Source organism: Streptomyces sp. NPDC005761, from assembly GCF_040630635.1.
GTDB lineage: Bacteria > Actinomycetota > Actinomycetes > Streptomycetales > Streptomycetaceae > Streptomyces.
The window spans coordinates 26,427-44,892 of record NZ_JBEXXX010000033.1; the positions used below are offsets into that span (position 1 = coordinate 26,427).

The 18,466-nt window shown below is 70.6% G+C and carries 15 protein-coding genes; 2 read left to right on the forward strand and 13 right to left on the reverse strand.

What is annotated here, in order from left to right; genetic code table 11:
- Positions 1–51: 51 nt before the first annotated feature.
- Positions 52–420, forward strand: coding sequence for a helix-turn-helix domain-containing protein (locus ABZ434_RS26065; protein WP_359141556.1), 369 nt, complete (start codon positions 52–54; stop codon positions 418–420).
- A 224-nt stretch (positions 421–644) separates the two neighbouring features.
- Here ABZ434_RS26065 and ABZ434_RS26070 read toward each other — a convergent pair whose 3' ends face one another.
- The 4 genes from ABZ434_RS26070 to ABZ434_RS26085 form a co-directional block, all read right to left on the reverse strand.
- Entirely contained in the window at positions 645–1,463 is an 819-nt protein-coding gene (locus ABZ434_RS26070) for a hypothetical protein (protein WP_359141559.1), read from the reverse strand.
- A 537-nt stretch (positions 1,464–2,000) separates the two neighbouring features.
- Positions 2,001–3,263, reverse strand: coding sequence for a DUF6357 family protein (locus ABZ434_RS26075; RefSeq protein WP_359141562.1), 1,263 nt, complete (start codon positions 3,261–3,263; stop codon positions 2,001–2,003).
- Between the two features lie 327 nt (positions 3,264–3,590).
- A complete protein-coding gene (locus tag ABZ434_RS26080) occupies positions 3,591–4,433 on the reverse strand; it encodes an alpha/beta hydrolase (protein WP_359141565.1) in 843 nt (280 codons plus the stop codon).
- Positions 4,430–5,056: a dihydrofolate reductase family protein gene (locus tag ABZ434_RS26085; RefSeq protein ID WP_359141568.1), complete on the reverse strand. Its 627-nt coding sequence runs from the start codon at positions 5,054–5,056 to the stop codon at positions 4,430–4,432. The genes ABZ434_RS26080 and ABZ434_RS26085 overlap by 4 nt, the downstream gene beginning before the upstream one ends.
- Before the next feature lie 427 nt (positions 5,057–5,483).
- Here ABZ434_RS26085 and ABZ434_RS26090 point away from each other — a divergent pair, with 427 nt between their 5' ends.
- Entirely contained in the window at positions 5,484–6,233 is a 750-nt protein-coding gene (locus tag ABZ434_RS26090) for a hypothetical protein (RefSeq protein ID WP_359141571.1), read from the forward strand.
- Here the strand turns inward: ABZ434_RS26090 and ABZ434_RS26095 are convergent.
- From ABZ434_RS26095 to ABZ434_RS26135, 9 genes are read right to left on the reverse strand one after another with little or no spacing between them, the layout of a single operon-like run.
- Positions 6,230–8,431 (reverse strand): hypothetical protein, encoded by a 2,202-nt coding sequence (locus ABZ434_RS26095; protein WP_359141574.1) that lies wholly within the window; start codon positions 8,429–8,431, stop codon positions 6,230–6,232. The genes ABZ434_RS26090 and ABZ434_RS26095 overlap by 4 nt on opposite strands.
- Before the next feature lie 37 nt (positions 8,432–8,468).
- The gene (locus ABZ434_RS26100) at positions 8,469–9,065 is read right to left on the reverse strand and encodes a hypothetical protein (RefSeq protein WP_359141576.1); all 597 of its coding nucleotides are present in this window, start codon (positions 9,063–9,065) and stop codon (positions 8,469–8,471) included.
- Positions 9,058–13,338, reverse strand: a complete 4,281-nt coding sequence (locus tag ABZ434_RS26105; RefSeq protein ID WP_359141579.1) for a LamG-like jellyroll fold domain-containing protein — start codon at positions 13,336–13,338, stop codon at positions 9,058–9,060. Before ABZ434_RS26105 ends, ABZ434_RS26100 begins: the two co-directional genes overlap by 8 nt.
- The gene (locus ABZ434_RS26110; protein WP_359141582.1) at positions 13,335–14,669 is read right to left on the reverse strand and encodes a baseplate J/gp47 family protein; all 1,335 of its coding nucleotides are present in this window, start codon (positions 14,667–14,669) and stop codon (positions 13,335–13,337) included. The genes ABZ434_RS26105 and ABZ434_RS26110 overlap by 4 nt, the downstream gene beginning before the upstream one ends.
- Entirely contained in the window at positions 14,666–15,328 is a 663-nt protein-coding gene (locus tag ABZ434_RS26115) for a hypothetical protein (RefSeq protein WP_359141585.1), read from the reverse strand. The genes ABZ434_RS26110 and ABZ434_RS26115 overlap by 4 nt, the downstream gene beginning before the upstream one ends.
- Positions 15,328–15,699, reverse strand: a complete 372-nt coding sequence (locus ABZ434_RS26120; RefSeq protein WP_359141588.1) for a hypothetical protein — start codon at positions 15,697–15,699, stop codon at positions 15,328–15,330. Before ABZ434_RS26120 ends, ABZ434_RS26115 begins: the two co-directional genes overlap by 1 nt.
- On the reverse strand, positions 15,699–17,543 hold the full coding sequence (locus tag ABZ434_RS26125; protein WP_359141591.1) for a hypothetical protein: 1,845 nt from the start codon (positions 17,541–17,543) through the stop codon (positions 15,699–15,701). The genes ABZ434_RS26120 and ABZ434_RS26125 overlap by 1 nt, the downstream gene beginning before the upstream one ends.
- Entirely contained in the window at positions 17,534–17,959 is a 426-nt protein-coding gene (locus ABZ434_RS26130) for a hypothetical protein (RefSeq protein ID WP_359141594.1), read from the reverse strand. Before ABZ434_RS26130 ends, ABZ434_RS26125 begins: the two co-directional genes overlap by 10 nt.
- Positions 17,956–18,465, reverse strand: coding sequence for a hypothetical protein (locus tag ABZ434_RS26135; protein ID WP_359141597.1), 510 nt, complete (start codon positions 18,463–18,465; stop codon positions 17,956–17,958). The genes ABZ434_RS26130 and ABZ434_RS26135 overlap by 4 nt, the downstream gene beginning before the upstream one ends.
- Position 18,466: the final 1 nt, after the last annotated feature.

The following is an 18,466-nucleotide window of genomic DNA, read 5'->3' on the forward strand; positions in this document are numbered from 1 at the left end:
AGCGGGGCTTACTTTTGGTAAGGACATACCTTGAGGTAAGCTCCTGAAGTAATGGGAAGCGTGCAGCACAGCCAGGCCGAGACGGGCGAGCGGTATGACGTGTTTCACACCGACTGCCCAGCGCGCAATGTGGTCGACCACGTGACGAGCAGGTGGGGCGTCTGGGTGCTGATCTCGTTGCGGAGCAATGCTCTCCGGTTCTACGAGCTGCGCGAGAGCATCGAGGGCGTCAGCGAGAAGATGCTCGCCCAGACCCTGCGCGCACTGGTCCAGGACGGTCTGGTCTGGCGGGAGGTCGAGCCGACGACGCCGCCCCAGGTCACCTACGGACTGACCGAGTTCGGCCGGCACGTCGGCGAGCCGCTGACGGAGCTGTTCGACCGGATCACACAGCGGCTGGCGCCTCGCAGCACGGGTTAGGGCGGGGTACCGGCTGGCACAGATGCGCGAGTCGATGGACGACCTGCTGAGCCAGATCTTCGCCCTGCTCCACCATGCCAAACACCTCGCAGTGTGCTGGGAATGCCGAACCGACGCTGTCGTCTCCTCACCTGCAGCTTCATCTGCTACAGACGCCTCAAGCAGGGCCGATCATGATCGGTGGTACGAGTTCAGGAAGTGTTCGACGTGCGCTGCGTACGGAGTCAGCCACGCAACGCGATGAAGAGCTGGTAGCAGGTGAACCCGAGTCCGCCGCAAGCCATACCGAGGCCGACGACTGTCATCAGGGCCAGCATGATCTGAACATAGAGAGACTGGCGGGCGGATGCGCGGCTGGGGTTGCGCGGGTCGTAGCTGAGCTCCAGCTGCTGCCCGCCGGTCGGCTCCCGGTAGAAGTGCAGTCCGCCGTCCTGGTCTGCGTACCGATATACCTTCGTGTTGTTGGTGTAGTGGTCGAGTTCGGCCATCACCGTTATGCCGTGCTTGGGGAGGCGCAGCCCGTCGTACAAGCCTCGTCCCAGCGTGAGCGCCATGAATGCCCCCGTGCATGCGAAGAGCTGAAGGACCGGCAGTGCGACCGCCCACGCCGGCTCACGGAGCACCGCCACCGTCACATCGGTCACAGCGAAGACTGCGATCACGGCGACCATGAGGAGAACGCGCCTCGACGGCCTCCGGGGGTGGCCCTCGGAGACGTCGGTGATCAGATCTTCGCCGTCCACGCGCGATCCTTCGGCCGCTCTCTCGGGCAGGCGGGCTTGCAAGGCAGCGCAGAACGTGGCCACGGCTGCGGCGCTGGCCTGGTGAACCGCGTACACGGCAGCAGCGCGGTCGGGCTCCGCGGTCGTCAGGATGACCTCGAGCGAGCGGTCGAGGCTGCGGACCGCTTCGATGGCCTCCAGCGGAATCCGTGTCAGGCGCCCCTCCTGTTCCCACTGCACATAGTCGAATCCGTCTCCGAAGCGGGCGGTGGCACCGCTGCCGCGCAGCACGAGGGAAGGGAGGCCAGGGGTCGTCGTCATGTGCGTATGACAGTTGAGATCAACAAACGGTTGCCCGCCACCTGCGGCAGGCGCACGCCACAAACTTCGAGCAGAGGCGCCCCGCTCAGCGCAGCGGCACATGCACCCTGGCACTCCAGCGAAGGCGATGCCCCAAGAGGCAGAGTCGTGCCGGAGGAAGTTGGCCTGCCTGTCGGGCGGGGTCCCGACCTGATCCAGCAGGCGCCTGCGGACTATCCCGTTCGCGATCGGTTCACCGGCTCGTTCCTTCAGTTCGGTCCGCCGGTCCAGAGGGTTGGCGCCCGGGCCGGAACCCTGTCCGACTCCCCGGCGGCCGGCCAGGCGATGGCCTGATCGTCATCGCGATGATCGAGGGCCGGCGGGTCGAGGCCGTCCGACATCCCGCTCCAGCCAGTGTCCGCCCAGAACCGGCTGAAGCACCCGGGTCCTTGTCGACGATGGGGCCGGGTCGGCTGGCTACGTCGGCCCGTGCGCGGGCTCCTGCGCCGGCTCTGTCGCAGGGCTTTCCGGCGGCGCGTGCGCGGGATCCCGCTGGGACTACTCGGCGTCGCGTCGTCGGCGCGCGCGCTCGAACTCAGCGACATCCGGCATCCACGAGCCGTGCTGTTCGAGTGCGGCACAACCGCCACGGACGAAGGCGCTCACCAGCGTTCGGTACCCGCCTATCCCGTCGACCAGGCTGTATTCGACCCGGTACTCCGGATCCGACCCGCCTTCACCCTCGTGGACCGTCGTGATCCGGGCGATGGAGTCCGCGTAGAAGTGGAGCTGGATCCCTTCGCCCAGTTCCTCGTCCTCGATGGTGAACACTTCGTTGTCCGCAGCGGAGCGATCGCCCACGAATTCCCAGAACTCCGCGGTTGCCGTGCGGGGACTGTCCGGGGACCACTTCTTCTCGAGGCCCTTGTCGTCGGTGTACGACAGGGTCCGCCGTCTCGCCCTCCCGCCGAGGGTGGCGCGGGCGCCGTCAGTCTCCTCGTCATCCACCATGGGCGCGCTCCTGGAACGGTCCGCGGCTTCCGAGCACACCAGGAAGCTCACCGTTCGCAACGCGTCCTCCGCGAGCTCAGGGTGCGCACGGCGCACGGCCGCGTCGACCGTCGTCGCCATCCGGTCCCAGTCGCGTTTGTCCGTGGCGCGTTTTCCCCGTCGCGGGTCGCGGCTGATCCTCATCCCGGTGCACGCATGCTCCGCGGTGGCGATCACACGCATGACCTCGGGCAGCAGTGCAGGCTCGACCGCATCCGGCATCCGCCTCGGAATCGTCGCGCCGTGCAGGTACTGGCCCGTGTACTTCAGGATCGCGGCGTCGAGTGGACCGAGTACTGCTCCGCGCTCGGCGCGACGGCGCTCCGCTTGGTACTCCTGGGCTCGTTTCCCGTCGGACGTCTCCGACGCCGCCCGCATCGCCTCGCAGACCTGACCGCGCTCGAGCAGACCGATGTCAGCCCCATGGGCGATCAGGCGACTCCTGTCCCACCGGATGCGACGGAAGAACGCGTCGACGTCGACGGGCGCGGAGAGGAGGATCGGGTCCAGGAGCGCGACGGCAGCGCTCTCGTCGAGTCGGCCCTGGGTGCCGGCGGCGTCACACAGCGGAAGGACCGCACTCCACAGCAGCAGATGTCTGGCCAAGTCCTCCCGGATCACCGCAAGATGCGCTTCGCTGATCGGAAACGCAAACGTGCGGGGGGCATGGTTGGCGTCGGCCCCGGCACCGAGCATCAGCCGCAGTTCACCGTCCTCGCGGATCACGTTCGGGATCCAGCCGCTCTCGCGCGTGAAAACGATGTCTTTCATGGGCTCAGTCTTCCCCATCAGTCGACACAGCCGAGTCATGCCTGCACCGGCCTGACCAACCGCTTCGTGTACACCGACGCCGCCCGGAGCGTCGGCAGTACTCCGGCACCGCCGGTCGCACCGAGAACTGCCAGATCGGCGGTTTCGCCGCGACACCACCGCTCACGGCCACGCCCTGGCGACCCGCGCGCTCTCCCTCTCCGAGTCCCGGCCCGACGACCCCGCACGCTCCCACATCGCGCGACGTCACCGGGCCTCGGACCCCGATGATCTCCGCCACGGAACGTGTGCCGGGCCCACCTTCGTATGGACGCGTGCACGCTCCTGCTATCCGAGCGCAAGCATGGCCTCGGTGACCTCGCCGACTGCCGCGTCGGGGATCGCGGTGGAGGCCTTCTCGAGGACGAGGAGCCGTGCCCCGGGGACCTCGCGCGCGATCGCCTCGCCGTTGCCGACGGGAAAGAAGCGGTCGTGGCGGCCATGGACGACGAGCGTGGGAACCCCGATCTCGGGAAGGCGCTCGCGCCAGCGGGGTTCGCAGTCGAGCCTGGAGAACACCATGCCCAGCTGGTTGGCCATGTGGACCAGGCGTTTCGTACCTGGCGTACGGTCCCAGATGCGCGCAGCGACCGCGCGCGCGGCAAGGGGGTCGTTACCAAGGACCTCCGCGCCGGAAGCGGCGAAGTCCGCGACCGCCTCGCGGTCGGCCCAATCGGGTGCCGGACGCGCGAACAGCCGTCTCATCGTTGCCCGGTCGTGGTCGGGGAGGTCAGCGTCGGGCGGACCGGGGGCAACCGCGCGGGTGCCCACCAGGGTGAGCGCCGAGAACGCGCCGGGATGGTCGAGCACGGCCACCTGGGCGACCATCCCGCCGACGCCGATCCCCGCGAGGTGCGCGGGCCGCCCGCCCAGCGCGTCAGCCAGGGCCGCCGCGTCCTCGGCGAGCCCGCGCAGGGTGTAGGCGGGCGCCTCCAAGTCCCTCGTCGTCGACTCCCCGCTGTCGCGCAAGTCGTAGCGCACCACTCGGCGCCCACCAGCGGCAAGACGCTCGCACAGCGTGTCGGGCCAGGAGAGCATCGTTGTCCCTCCCACGAGCAGGACGAGCGGCGCGTCGTCGTCACCGAACGACTCGATGCCCAAGGTGACCTCATTGATGTTGACCGTAGTCATCGGATCACCGGAACGACGTCGTAGGTCAGGTGCGTCGCGGTCGACGTCGAGATCACGCTCCGCTGCTCCAGCGTGCGCGCAGTTCCGCCGGTGAACAGAGGTGTGCCGGCGCCGAGCACGATGGGCGCGAGGTGCAGCGTCAGCGAGTCGACCAGCCCGGCCTCGAGTGCCGAGGCAATCGTGGCGCCCCCACCCATGATGATGACGTCGAGGTCCTTACCGCTCTCCGACGACGCCACCTCGGCTCGCTCGCGCGCGGCGGTGACTGCGTCGGGCAGACCGGTGGTGACGAACGTCCAGTCGAGGTTGGTTGTCCGCACCGACTCTGGCGGCACGCTGGTCACGACGACGAACGGAGGCTTGGCGACCTCGCCGGCGCCGTAGCCGGACGTGTCGTCCCAGCCTTTCGGCCCGTCGACCACGTCGAAGAGGTGGCGTCCGAGGATGACGGCACCCGAGCGGGCGGTTCCTTCGCGCAGAAACCGGCGGTCCTCGGGGGCGTCGGAGAACGCCCACGTGTGCAGGGCCTCGCCGCCGGTGCCCAGCCCGTTGTCCGGGCCGGGATCGGGCCCGGTGACGAAGCCGTCGAGCGAAACCGAGATGTCAGCGATGATTCGAGTCATGCAAGAGCAGACTCGATGCTCCGCCCAAACTCATCGCTCTCGCGTGAAGCGCGTGGCGGATGCTACCCGCCTGCACGACGTGCCCCCGGCTTGCTCGGTCCGCCCAGCGCCCGGAGACGTCGCCACCGGGCCCAAGCCCTGGTCGGCCGCCGCACCGCACCGCTGAGTTTCGCTCGCTCTGTCGGTCTTCCGTACATGACCAACCAGGCAGCGTCTGGACCGACCTGCGGACACGGATCCCTCGCGGACCTTTGGGGCCGGCCCCCTGTGGGCCAATCAGGTCGTGCCGCGCGTGTCGGCTCGGGCGCGGTCCGCGGTCCGGCTATAGGTGGTCCCGGAGTGCGGCCCGGCCCCGGGCAGTCGCGGTGCGCGGCTCGCCGCCGTCCTCGTGTCATCGGGTCACATCAGGGCGATACGGAGGTCGAGCATGACGAGCGGCGACAAGTGGAGGGCAGTCGGGCCCGCCAGTGTCGGTTTCGAGACCAAGCTCTCGACCTTCGCGGTGGGCGCCCGGATCAACGGGCTCGAGTCGGGCCTGGTCGCCGTCTGCGAGGACTCGGGCACGGGAGTGAAGGGGACCGGGAAGGGCGAGGGCAGGCCAGGCGTGCACGGCTTCTCGGGCAGCCACAACGGCGTCGGCGTGAAGGGCGAGGCCCATGACGGCGAGGGCACGATCGGCGTGTGGGGACGCTCGGAGGACGGGTACGCCGGGTACTTCGACGGACCGGTGCACGTCAACGGGGACCTGGAGGTGGACGGGAACAAGGGCGTCACCGTCCGGATGGACGACGGGACCTACCGGGTCCTGTACGCGGTCGAGGCGCCTGAGCACTGGTTCGAGGACTTCGGATTCGGCCGGCTCGTCGACGGACGCGCCCAGGTCACCTTGGACCCGGGGTTCGTCGCGGTCACCGAAGAGGGGCCGTACCACGTCTTCCTGACAGAGTACGAAGCGGCCAGCGGGCTGTACGTGACGGACCGGAACTCCCGCGGCTTCGGCGTCCGGGCAGCGTCCGGCGCCGACGCCCGAAGTGAGTTCGGCTACCGGGTCGTGGCTCGGCGCCGGGGCATGCAGCCCGAGCGGTTCGCGGTGCGGCGTGACACTTCTGCCGCCAGGCGGACCGGCTCTTCCGAGGACTCGTCCGCCGCGTCGCCCTCGAAGGACGGGGCAGCCTAACCCTGTCCGTCCTCCGAGGTCCTCCCGGACCTGTCCGAGGCGGCGAGCGCGGAGAGAGACCGTTCCGCCGGTCGGCCGAAGGCCTCGGGGTGGAGGAAGAACCCCTGCTCCTCGGCGGGCTTCTCCTCCTCGGCGGTCAAGGGGTTGGCCTTGGCCCAGCCGTCGCAGCGGACGCCGGTGACCTGCCAACTGACCTGCAGTCCGGCCCGGCCTCCCGCAATATCGAAGGTGTGATCGGCGAGGGGACGGCTGATATGCAGATCGGGGGCCGCGCCGCCGATGGCGGTGAGCTGATAGCGGAACGACTCGTTCAGCGACTCGAACCATTCGGGCAGATCGACCGTGGCCCGGCCGTCCGCGTCGAGGGCGACCATGCCGTCGTAGACGTTCTTCAATTCCGGGGACTGCACGGCCGCGTGCACCAGGTAGCGGGATTCGGGGTCGACCGGGTGGTCGATCCTGACGAGGCTCACGCCGTCGGACACGGTTCCGGTGATCACGACGTCGCCGTCCAGCCAGGCCGCTCGTGTCGTCCCGGTCGCGATCAGGCCGGTGACGCCGTGGGCCGTGACCCCGGCGCCCTGGGTGCTGCGTGCGTCGAGGCCGGCGCTCCTGGTGCTGGTCGCGAGGACGCCCGGTCCGTCGCCGCCGGCGCCCGCGACACCGGCGTTCGAACCTCCGCCCGTTCCGGACACGCCGACACCCAGGTCGCTGATGCCCGACACGCCGACCCCCTGTGTGCTCCTGCCGGACACACCGGCCCCGGTCGTGCCGGCGCCCTGGACGCCGGGGTTCGTCCCACTGCCCGTCCCGGTGACACCGATCCCCTGAGAACTCGTGCCCGAGACACCGACGCCCTGGGTGCTGGACGCGGACAGGCCCGCGCCGCTGGTGCTCCTGGCGAGCACGCCCGCGCCCCCCGTGCTGACGCCCGAAACGCCGGTACCGGTACCGGCAGTACCCAGGACCGCGGCACCAGGCCCGTCGACGGTCCCGGCGACCCCGGCGCCCTGGGTGCTCCTGCCGGACACGCCCGGGCCCGTGGTGCCGGTTCCCTGGACGCCCGGGTTCGACCCGCCGCCCAGGCCGGTGACACCGATCCCCTGGGCGCTCGTTCCGGAGATTCCGGCGCCCTGCGTGCTCGTACCGGACACGCCGGCACCGTCCGTGCTCTCCCCCAGGATGCCCGCGCCGGACGAGCCGACGCCCTGGACGCCGGGGGACGATGCCCCGCCGGTGCCGTGGAGACCCGGCCCCTGGGCACTCGAACCCGCGACACCTGGCCCCGTCGCTCCCCCGCCCCTGACCCCCGCGCCGGGTCCGCCCACCTTCCCGGTGACGCCGTCGCCCTGGTCGCTGGTGCCCGACACGCCGGCTCCCTTGGTGCTCGTGCCGGACACGCCCGGGCCGGTCACCGCACTGCCGTCGACACCCGCTGCGCTGCCGCCGCCTCGGCCGAGGACGCCGGCGCCCGCAGTGCTCGTGCCCGAGAGACCTGGGCCCGCGTCGGCCGTTCCCGAGACCCCGGCGCCCGAGACACCGCCCATCCCCCTGACGCCATCTCCCTGTGCGCTCGATCCGAACACTCCGGAGGCGGTCACGCCCGTGCCGGTCACGCCGGGGCCCGCGCCGCCTCCACGCCCGTCGACGCCGGGTCCGTCGGTACTCGATCCCGCCACTCCGGGTCCGGTCGACGCGATGCCGAGAAGTCCCGCGCCGCTCCCCCGGCCGGTGCCGGACACTCCGGGTCCGGCGGCGCTGACGCCCTCCACGCCGGGGCCGTCGGCGCCCTCGCCCCTGACGCCGGGGCTGCCCGACGTTCCCGTCCCCGCCACTCCCGGGCCCTGGGCGCTGACGCCGCTCACTCCTGGGGCGGCGACGCCCTGGCCCAGCACACCGGGCCGGTCCCCCTTGCTCGATCCTGACACCCCTACACCCCGGACACTGCTGCCGAGCACGCCCGTTCCGCCGATGTTGGAGACGGACTTGCCGAAGACACCGACTCCCTCGGTCTCTCTGTTGACGCCGTACACGCCGGCGCCGCCGGGTTGAGTCGCGTCCCCGGAGCGGCCACTGCTGCCCACGACACCGTTGCTGTCGCCGCTGTCCCCCCACACGCCGTACTTGACCGGTGGGCTCTCGGCTCCCGGGTCGTACCCACTGGGAACATCGTGGCCGTGGACGGGTACTACGGGCATGATCGTCTCCTATTCCCGTGCGTCGAAGGGGTGCCTGTCACCCGTAGGTGAGCTGAATGCAGAACACCTTCAAGGCCTTGTTCGCACCGGCGCCTTCGACGTCGAGCGTCAGGAAGTAGCGGTGCGTTTCGTTGTTGATCACCACCTCCGAGCCCGGTAGACCCGGCGTGTCCAGCGCATCCGCAGTCAACACGGGGTCCGCACCGGAGCTGTTGTGGATCTCGCGGTTCTTCAGAACCGCCGTCAGGCTGCCCGCAGACGACTCCCTGGTTCCGGTCATCAGCAGGGACGTCACCTTGACCCCGTCAGGGAGCACGACGTTCATGAAGCCATGGGCCTCGGTCTTGCCCTCCGGCTTCTCGACCATGTCGAGGGCCTGGTTCCAGGTCGGCTTGAGGTCGCCTCCGGCGTTGGGATCCGGATAGGGCGTCAGGACGGGAACCAGCGTGAGGTGCATGACCGGCCTCGCGAGTCCCCTGATGATGGGATTGATCTGGTTGTTCGCCAGGCCGGCGAATTCGTCCTCCAGCCGGTGGAACCGGTTGTTGAGGCCTTCGTCACCGCCTGCCCGCACACGGTCCTGATTGTCGATCCAGTCCTTGTGGATGAACTTCGGTACGTAGATCTCAACCATCGCGGCCGTCCTTACGGAGATGGATCAAGGGGGACGAGAGGGGGTCGGCGACGTGGTAGGTCGGCAAGGTGTACACGGGGAACAGATCGGCCCCACCTGCCGTCAGCCCGGCCAGGAGGCGCAGCCGGTCGGTCCTGCATTCCACGCCGACCGGATGGAACCAGTTGAGGATGTTGAGGATCAGGTCGTACTGCTCCTTGGTGAGGGAACCGGCACCGGCCTCCAGCGTCGGTTTGAGCCGGATCTCGCACTGGTACGGCCGCAGGCCGCCGACGTGCAGGAAGGTCTTCCTGATCAGGGCACGTCCTGGTGTGACACCGGTGACCGTGCTGACGGGAGCGGTGGGAGCCGCGAAGTCGGCGACGCCGTGGTCGTCCGGGGTGGAGGACCAAGTGGCCTGCTCCCCCGCCCCGGTGCCCAGCGGCAGTTCGGCGACGAGACGCGGCGCGGAGGGCGGGTTCTCACCCAGGGGTGACGGATCGGCGAGGAGCACGGTCCCGCTGCTGCGCGGGGCCATGACGAAACAGGGCCGGTACGGAGTGCCCGCGGGGCTCGCGGCGAGGGCGGATCCACCTCGGCCGGGGCCGAAGGCCTGGGGCAGTTGGTTGTCGGTGGCGACGTCGACGAGGTGCACCCTCCCGGCCGGTGTGGCCGAGTCCTCGGTGGCCGGGTCCTCGGTCACGACGTCCTTGGTCGCCACGTAGAGCAGACTGCCGTCTCCGCCGAGGCTGAGGGCGGCCGGAACGGTGGCTTCGGGGAATCCCTCGAGCGTGGCCACGGGCTGCTGTGCGGGCGGACGGTAGACGCGGATACGTCCGCCACCGCCCGAGCCTGTTCCCGGGCACGCCACGTACAGCTTGCTCCCGTCCCGGGTGACGGCGGAGGCACTCGCCTCCGCATCTCCTGTCGCGACGGTCTGCTCCAGAGTGAGCGTGGCGCGCTTCACCCGGCACCATCGGCCGCCGTCCACGACGACGTACAGGGACGGGCCGGCGGGGGCGACAGTGATCGATCTAGGTGCGGCGGGCAGTTCGAGGGACGCCGCTTCCTGGCCGGTCGTCAGAAGGTAGGCGCGCAGGGTTGGACGGTCTCCCCCGAAGCCGACGTACAGCCGGTTCGCGTCGGTCGCCACGGCAGCCGGCCTGGAACCGGTGATGTCTGGAGCGGCGGGGTTCAGCTCGACCGGGTCGAGGACGGAGACGCGGCCCAGCGGTTCGTGGGCCACGAAGAGGTGTCCGCCGCCGAAGGCCAGGTCTCCGGGGAAGGGAGCGACCGGACGTGAAGTGGCGAGGGCGATGCGGGGGAAGTCGCCCGACTCGGGCTTCCGGAGGGTGAGGGAAGTGATCCGGTGGGATCCCGGCTCGGCAAGGTAGACGCACGCCCCGTCGGCGGAGAAGCAGGCGGTTGCAGGTTCTGCGGCGGGCTCGGCCGCGACGCGGGCGGACTGCCCCACCATGAGTTCGTCCGGGCCGTCCACCACCGGCTGTTCACCCGCGGCCACGGCGACGTGGACCGTCTCGGGCGCTCCGGGCGCCGTCGCCGACGCGACCTCGATGTGGTCGAAACCGGCGTCGAAGGCCCGAGCGGCGAGCGCCGGGGCGGAGAGTGTGGCGTGGTGGAGGACGAGTGCTCTTCCCTGTGTACGCAGGTTCTCGGCGGGTGGGTCGTCGCTCCCGGCAGGGGGGTCGTCGATCCCGGTGGCCGGGACGTACGAGGTGAGCACGGTGAGTTCGCCGGGCGTGCCGTCGAGCAGCGCGAGCAGCCGGTCCAGGGTGTCGGAGGTGGCCCGCTGCATCACCCTGTTCGTGTCGGCCTTCCCGTACACGACGGGGGCGGGCTGCGGGGCCAGGTCGTCTGTGCGCACCTGGAGCATGTTCGGGTCGAAGTCGGTCGTGGGCGGGCCCGCGTCGTCCGCCTCCGTGGTGTCACGGCGGCCGGTGCGGCTGATGCTGTGCCCGGCCGTGAGGGAGGTGTCGGGCAGCCCGATCCGGACGGAGCGGGTTCCGGAGGCGACATGGCCGCGGCGCACGATCTCGACCCGGACGGAGACGTCGCCGGCGGCGCGCGCGAGCAGAGTGCCCGGTCGGTCCGGCCGGAAGGCCGCGTCGCCCGCACCCGGGCGGAGCACCGTCCAGCGGACCTCCGCGTCAGGGAGATGGGAGAGGTCGGGCTCGATACCGAGGTCGAGGCTCTCCCCTTCCCGCACGTCCGGGAGCCACTTCGCCGGGTCCGTGGTGGAGGTGACACGCAGGACCTCGCCGCGCGGTTGGGAGGCGTACACCGTGTGGTCCCGGGTGTGCTCGACCCAGCCGAATCCGGCCGCGTGGGCGAGCGCGGCGAGGTTCTCGGAAGCCAGGGTGTCGTGGGCCAGGAGGACGGCCCGGCCGACGGTGTGCAGGCCGGCGCCGGTGGCGTCGTACGCCTTGAGGACGCGGAGCGTACCGACCGGGGGCGGGCGCTGTGCGGCAAGCCGGACGACCAGGGCGTCCAGGGCACGCACGACGACGAGTTGCATCATGCGGCTGTCCCCGCCTCCGGCGAAGGTGAGCCCCTGCCGGTCGGGGTGACACGTCAGCCAGGCCGGGTCGAAGTCGGGCTCGTCCTGGCCGGCGGTGCCGACGGCGGACGCCTCGGTCGTGCCCTGGTCCCCGTCGGCGGTCAGGGACTGGCTCACCGGGAGCGTCTCCGGGAGCACGCGCAGCGGGTGTCCGGCGCTCACTCCCCGATCGCCGGGTTCCCCCACCTCGAAGGGCGCGGGGTCGTCCGGGGCTGCGGCGATCGACTCCACGGCCGTGTTGACGGCGTCCTGGAGGTTGGCGGGCGTGGGCAGCAGCCAGCGGTGGAAGATCCGGAGCCGGCGACTGTACTGCTCGTCGCTCTCTCCGGTGACCGGTTCGAAGGTGGCACGGACCAGCCGGGACAGCCGGACCTCTTCGAGGAGTCCTCGGTACGGGGCGGCGCAGTTGTCGGAGCCCCGGCGTTCGGTGCCCTGCCCCATGACCAGGGGGGCGGGACTGGTCAGCGCGCCGAGGGCCGTACCGGGGTCCTCGGGGTCGTCACCGTTCCCGGGGTCGTCGAGCGGGCCTCCGGTGACGCGGCGGGCCATTTCCGTTCCGTCCACGTAGAGCAGGGCGGTGACGGTTGTCCCCTGCCGGTCGACCACGCCGGCAATGTGGTGGAAGGCGCCGTCGCCGAGGTCCCGGTCGGCGAACAGGTCGACTTCCCGGCTGCCGTCGGAGAGGGAGAGGCGGAGATTGCAGTCGATGCCGCGGAAGGTCCCCACGGCGAGGGCCCAGCCCGCGCTCTCCGGGACGTTGAGCAGGGCGCGTTTGGCAACGAGGGCTCCGGTAGCGGTGACGCGCTCGGGCCGTATCACCGCCTCGACGGTGAAGGGGGCCGTGGCCGGGAGGTCGAAGTGCGGGGAGTGGGGGACGCTGATGCCTCCGGGGCCGGGCCCGAACCCGAAGGCGCGCGAGAAACGCCCGGTGCGGCCGCTGTGCGCGCCGTCGTTGGTCCCCCGGCGGGCGGCTTCCTCGGGTGCGGCGGCGTCGACGACCTCGGCCACCTCGGCCTCGGGGGCGCGGAGGCCGTCCGCTTCGACGGGCGGGGACTCGTCCAGGTGGAAGAGCGCGAGTGTGTGGCTGTCGCGGGTGTGCGGCCGGGGCGGGAAGCGGGGCGCGCCGAGGTCGAGGCCGAGCAGGTCCAGGCTGGCGCCGTGTGCGGTGTGGGTGTTGCGCTGGGCGGTGACGTCCCGGAGCTGCCAGGCGATCTCCTCGTGTTCGGCGCCGATGACCCAGAGGAGCTTGGCCAGGTTCCCGAGGAGCGCGGTGACCGTCCACGTGACGTCGTCGAACGCGCCGGCCGGGTCGTGGGGGCGCAGGCCGACGAGTCGCAGTTCACGGGCGATGTCTCCCGTGGCGCTGGGCAGTGGGATCGGGAGGGCGCTCCCGGTGGACCGGCCCGCCGGGATGGTCACGTCCACGTGTTCCGGCTTCGCCCGGGGGGCCCGTCGGTAGAGGACGCGGACGGTGAGCGGTGCCGTGATGTCCCGGCCGGGTGCGAGGAGGTAGCGGGGCTGCTCGGGGGGACGGCCGTACCGCTGTTCGTAGGCCCCGAAGTCGTAGCCGGGGACGGCGATCGTGCCGTCCACGCGGTCACCGAGCGGGACGTCGAGCCGTTCCATGCCTCGGTCGTACGGAGCGGGCAGGGCCGACCCCATGACGGCGAGGACGTCGTGGGAGAGCGGTCGGCGATGGGGCGCTGTGGTGGTCATCTGGCCACGACCTGGATGTCGACGATGGAGCTGTCCACGGAGAACTGGGCGATCTCGTCGGGGGCGAGGACGAGATTCTCGCCCGCGGACAGCTCCTGGGCTCCGCCGTAGGTGGCGCCGCGGTAGTACGTCTGCCCGAAGGCGGGGGCGAAGCGCCGCAGCCTCAGGTTCTGCACGTCCACGACTCCGGCAGCGGTGCGCGCGCTGAGGATGATGTCGGAGTAGAGCACGCCGCTCCCCAGCCGGAGGCGGTTGACCGAACCCCGTACGGCGTCGAGGATCGCGCCCTTGGCGGCTTGCTCGTTGTGTCCCGCCTCGACGACGAGGGTGGCCCGCATTCCGATGTCGACCTGGTTGGCTGCGACGACATTGGGGAAGACCGAGACCGGCCGCCATTGGTCGACGGTCTCCAGGACCTGGTCGTACACGCCGGGTACGGATTCCTTTTCACTGGTCCAGGGCCAGCCGGGTTCGGATGCGACGACGATGTCGAAGAAGTACGGGGAGCCGGTCTGGCGTGGCCGCGAGAAGGCGCGGCTGCCGTAGCGGAAGGTGCCGTAGGCGCGCCGCGTGGCCTCTACGCCGCCGAGGGGGTCGAAGACCGCAGCATCCCGGACCCCGTTGACGTCGAGGACCTGGGCGAGCAGGGCCTCCTGGGTCCAGACGGTGCGGGGCACGCCGAGCAGCCGGGCGCGGTAGACGCCGTCGGGCTCGCCGAGGTCCCCGCCCTCGAAGTCCGTCTGGACGAAGGGCGTGACCTCGGCGGTTCCCAGGTTGAGGTTGTGCTGGACCCAGGCGGGTTGGAGGCGCAGCTTGCTCTTGGTGGGGATGTTGCCGTCGGGTCCTCGCACGACGGCCTCGGCCTCGACCGAGACTGTGGCGGCGGAGAGAGTGACGGCCCTGGTGGTCCGGAAGGCCAGGGCGGGAGAGAGCTCGGCGGGGGCGGATTCGTCGGGGACGGTTTCGACGACCGTACCCTCCGGCAGCACGTAGGCACGGCCGGGTTCGGGCCGGCCGAGAGTCAGACCGATCGTGCCGTGCGCGCGCAGTTCACGGCGGGGCAGGCCGAGGTCCTTGCCGAGGAGGTCCAGGCTGGGGCCCTGGGCGGTGGTGACGAAACCGGCGTAGTACTGCGATTCCAAGGCGCGCCAGAGCTCGTGGGTGTCGACGGCGGCGGCGTCCATGACCTTCCGCAGTGCGCTGCCGGAGGTCAGGTCGACGTCGTCGCCGAACATGGCTCTGGCGCGGGACTGCTGGTCGGCGATGATCCGGTCGATGCCCTTGACGACGAACCCGTCGTCGGTGACGCCGAAACGTTCCTCGGTAGTCATGGGGTTCCCCTTGCTCGCATGGTCAGGGCGGAACCGGCGATGGTGTCGACCACCGCGTAGACGGTGTACCGGCGTTCCGCGTGCGCGGCGGCCGTGATCCGGTCGCGAGCCGCCTGGTCGAGGGCGGTCCCCGTCTCGAGGAAGCGTGGGTCGTCGTCGAAGAACACCTCCCGCACGTCGGTGACCCGCCGGTCCGAGCTGAGGCAGCGGACGAGTTCCATCGTGACGTGCTCCTTGCGGGTGGGCAGGTCGTCGGCGTAGGCGCCGACGGCGAGGCGGTCGAACCCGAACCGGATGTTGAGCGGGTCGCTGCCCACCTGCGTGGCGACGGACAATTCCAGTGCCTGGCCCAGGGCTTCGGCTCCGGCGACGAGGGCGAGGTCGCGGGAGCCCCGGTCGATGACGAGGTCACCGTCGTCGAGAGCGAGGCTGCGGCCGAGGCTGGGGGCGCCGTCGCGGGCAGCGGCACCTGGGAGGTACGGCTGGAGGTCGGGCAGGTCCGGACCGCCCGCGGTGGTGCGGGTGGGGTTCGTGGGGGCGCCGGCCGCCGCTGCGGGTCCGGCCGTGTGGGGGCCGGCCGGCTGGCCGCCGGCGAGCCCTTCGGCGGCTGCCTCGGCGTCAGGGGGGTGGCGGGGGTCGAGCGGCTCGTTCTCGGGCATCAGAGGGTCTCCAGTACGGACTGGCCGGGGTCGGACACCTTCCAGGCGCCGGGCCCCTGACCGCTCGCGGTGATCCCGGCGGCCGTGGCCAGCAGGACCGGGGCGCCGCCGAGGGTGAGTTTCTTCGAGGAGCCGGCGGGTGTCGCCGGGGCGACGACGCAGGGCTGCGGCCCAGTCGGGGAGCTCGCGGTGCAGGGCGCGATCATGCCCGGTACGGGAGTCGCCGGGGAACCGAAGGTGAGGCCGCCTTCCTTGCCTGCGAGGACGACGCCTTTGCTCTGGACGGTGACCCGGGGGTCGCCGGCCACGAGTTCGAGCTTTCCCTGGTGGGTGCATTCGATGACGGCGCCTTGGACGAGTACGAGAGGCATTACGTGATCGCCACCTTTCCCTCCGCGACGGTGAGCGTCACTCCCCCGGAGGTGAGCGCTACGCCCTTCGCTCCGCCGACGACGGTGACGCTGCCGTCGGCGGAGATCTTGACGGTGCTCCCGGAGGGGTGACTCAGCACGAGGCCCTGGTCGTCGATCCTCATGCTGCTCCCGGACTTGTGCGTGAGCTGGAGCGTTTGATCGTCGATCTTGAGGCTGGTACCTGACTTGTGGGTGAGCAGGAAGACTTCGGCGTCCCCTTCGGTGGGCCGCTCTCCGACCTGTGTACAGGCGTCCTTGCCGACCGCTATCTGGAGCCCGACCGCCTCCACGACCCGGCGGCCGTCCGCGGTGATGAGGTCGTTGACGCCCTTGCCCGTGGGCTCCGGCAGCGGCCCGATGGTCAGGTCCGTGGGCAGGCAGAGCCACCAGTCGCCCTCCTTGGCCTTGGGGCGGTCCATCTTGCGCTGGTTGGACCAGACGAAGCCGGTGACGACGGAGTCCTCGGGGTTGTCCCGGACCTGGTTGAGCAGGGCGCGCATGCCCTTGTACACCGGGACGGAGAGGCCCACCCTGTGCCAGGCGAAGGGTGAGGCGATCGGCTTGTCGTGCCGGAACGCCTCGCCTTCGGTGATCTCCAGGTCGACGCTCGGTGAGGCGACCGCCTCGTTCGGACGCTGACCGCTCTCCAGGTCGGCCACCCGCTCGTCGGACTTGGCCTTGTCGATCCGGGCTACGTCGACGGAGGGGGTGAGCGTCGCGGCCTGCTGGATCTTGCCGGAGATCAGGTCGGCCACGGAACGGGCCGTCGCCTTGCGGGCGAGCTCGCTGAGCCGCCTGTTGCCGCCGTCGTGGGCGAAGGCCACGGCCCGTCCGGTGCAGGTGTATCCGTTGCGCGGGGAGAAGGTGTGGGTCAGCTGGAGGATGCGGAAGCCGGTGAACGGGTTCTCGTACCCCTGGACACCCGCCGCGACGAGCTGGCCGGCCCGGAGGGCCGGCAGGCCGAGCACGGTGAAGTCGAAGGCCTTCACCTTCGCCGGGTTCTCCTCGTCGGTGATGAGGTTTTGTTTGCCGACCGGGCCCAGGTCCACGGGCTGGAACTCGGCGAGCCGGACCGGGGTCATGCTCTTGAGCAGCACCATGGAGTCCTCCCCGCCGATGGCGGAGGCCACGGCCGTCAGGTCGGGGATCGTGCGGATCAGGCCCTCGGGCGGGGCGGTGACTCCCTTGCCGAACTGCACCACCCCGTCCTGGACGAGTACTTCGGCACCGAACGACGCGGCGAGCTCCGACAGCAGGGCGAAGGCATTGACGGCCTGCTTCGATATCTCCCGCTCGCCCATGTCGGGGTCGGGCCGGCCTACGACGTCCACGCCGGCAAGTCCGGCGATGTGCTTCACGGCGCTCGCGGGGTTGGCGCACTTCATCGAGACCTTCGCCACCGGCGGCTTGACGCCGGGATCCACCCGGGCCAGGAGCCGGTACGCGGCCTCCTCGTAGCCGGCGAGGCGCATGCCCAGCGGCGGGTACCTGGTCGCCGACTTGATGGCTTCGACCCTGCCGGAGAGGACCACCTGCCGGCCTGCGGGGTCGTCCAGGTATCCGAGGTGGATGTCGACGTCGATGCCGCCGTCCGGGCCGGTCTTGTCCCCGAGCGCGGAGGCCAGCTGTTTGTGCACGTCGATCGGCAGGTCGGCGAAGGTGATGTCGAAGCTCGCCGGCTGGCCGATCTCGTACCTGACCACGATCTCGGCGTCCGCGAGGACCTTGCCGCTGCGGACCTCGTTCGAGATCGTCATGCGCAGGATCGGAAAGTCGATCTTGTACCAGAGGATCACGCCCATCGCCGCGCCACCCCGATCACGATCCGGGAGCCGTAGTGGCCGCTTCCGTTGAGGTTTCCCCGTGCCACCGTCGCCTCGACCAGTCTGATGGCCAGCGGGCCCGCCTCGTGGACGAGGTCCGGCTCGGCGACGAGCTTGCGGAGGAACAGGACGCGCGGGCCGTCGGGGCCGGGGCCGGCCACTCTGAGCACCAGGTGGCCGGGCGGTTCACTCCGCGGCGCCGGATCGACCGGCTGGGGCGTACGGCCCCAGGCCGTGAGGTCGTACAGGGTCTCGGGCGGGTCGTCCTCGCCGCCCTCGAAGTTGGCGTACAGGGCGAAGTCGTAGGCGGTGTCGCCCACGGGGCACCGGAAGACCTGGGGAAGGCCGTCGTCGGGCTCGATCGGCAGTCGGAAGAAGAGCGGCACGTCGTTCACAGCCCACCTCCCAGCTGACGGTCCGGCGGGATCATCTCGCTCACCACCGGGATCGCGGTGGATCCCGCGGCCAGGGCCAGGTCCAGGGCTTCCCCGAGAATGGCGGTCAGGCTGGACCGGGGAACCTGTTCGAGGTTGATGCTGACGTCGAGGGCGTCCCGCTTCTGGTTGGACTGGGTGAAGCGCAGGCTGGTGATCTGCATGTCGAGGCTGATCGTCATCCCGCAGACCACTGGCAGGCCGGCGACCTTCATCAGCGGTGCCGTGGACCCCGCCAGCGCGCGCGAGGTGAGTGCCATCGCCTCCAGACCCTTCTTCGTCAGCAGCCGGGTACGGCCGACGAGCACGGCTTCGACGCCGATGCTCCTGGTCGTCGGCGAGACCAGCTGGGCCAGTCGGCTGCCCGCGATCCTGGCCACCTGGTAACCCTCGTTGAGGGTCAGACTGGTGACCGTGAAGAGCGGCACCGCGCCGATCAGGACGGGAACATTCACACCGGCTGGCATG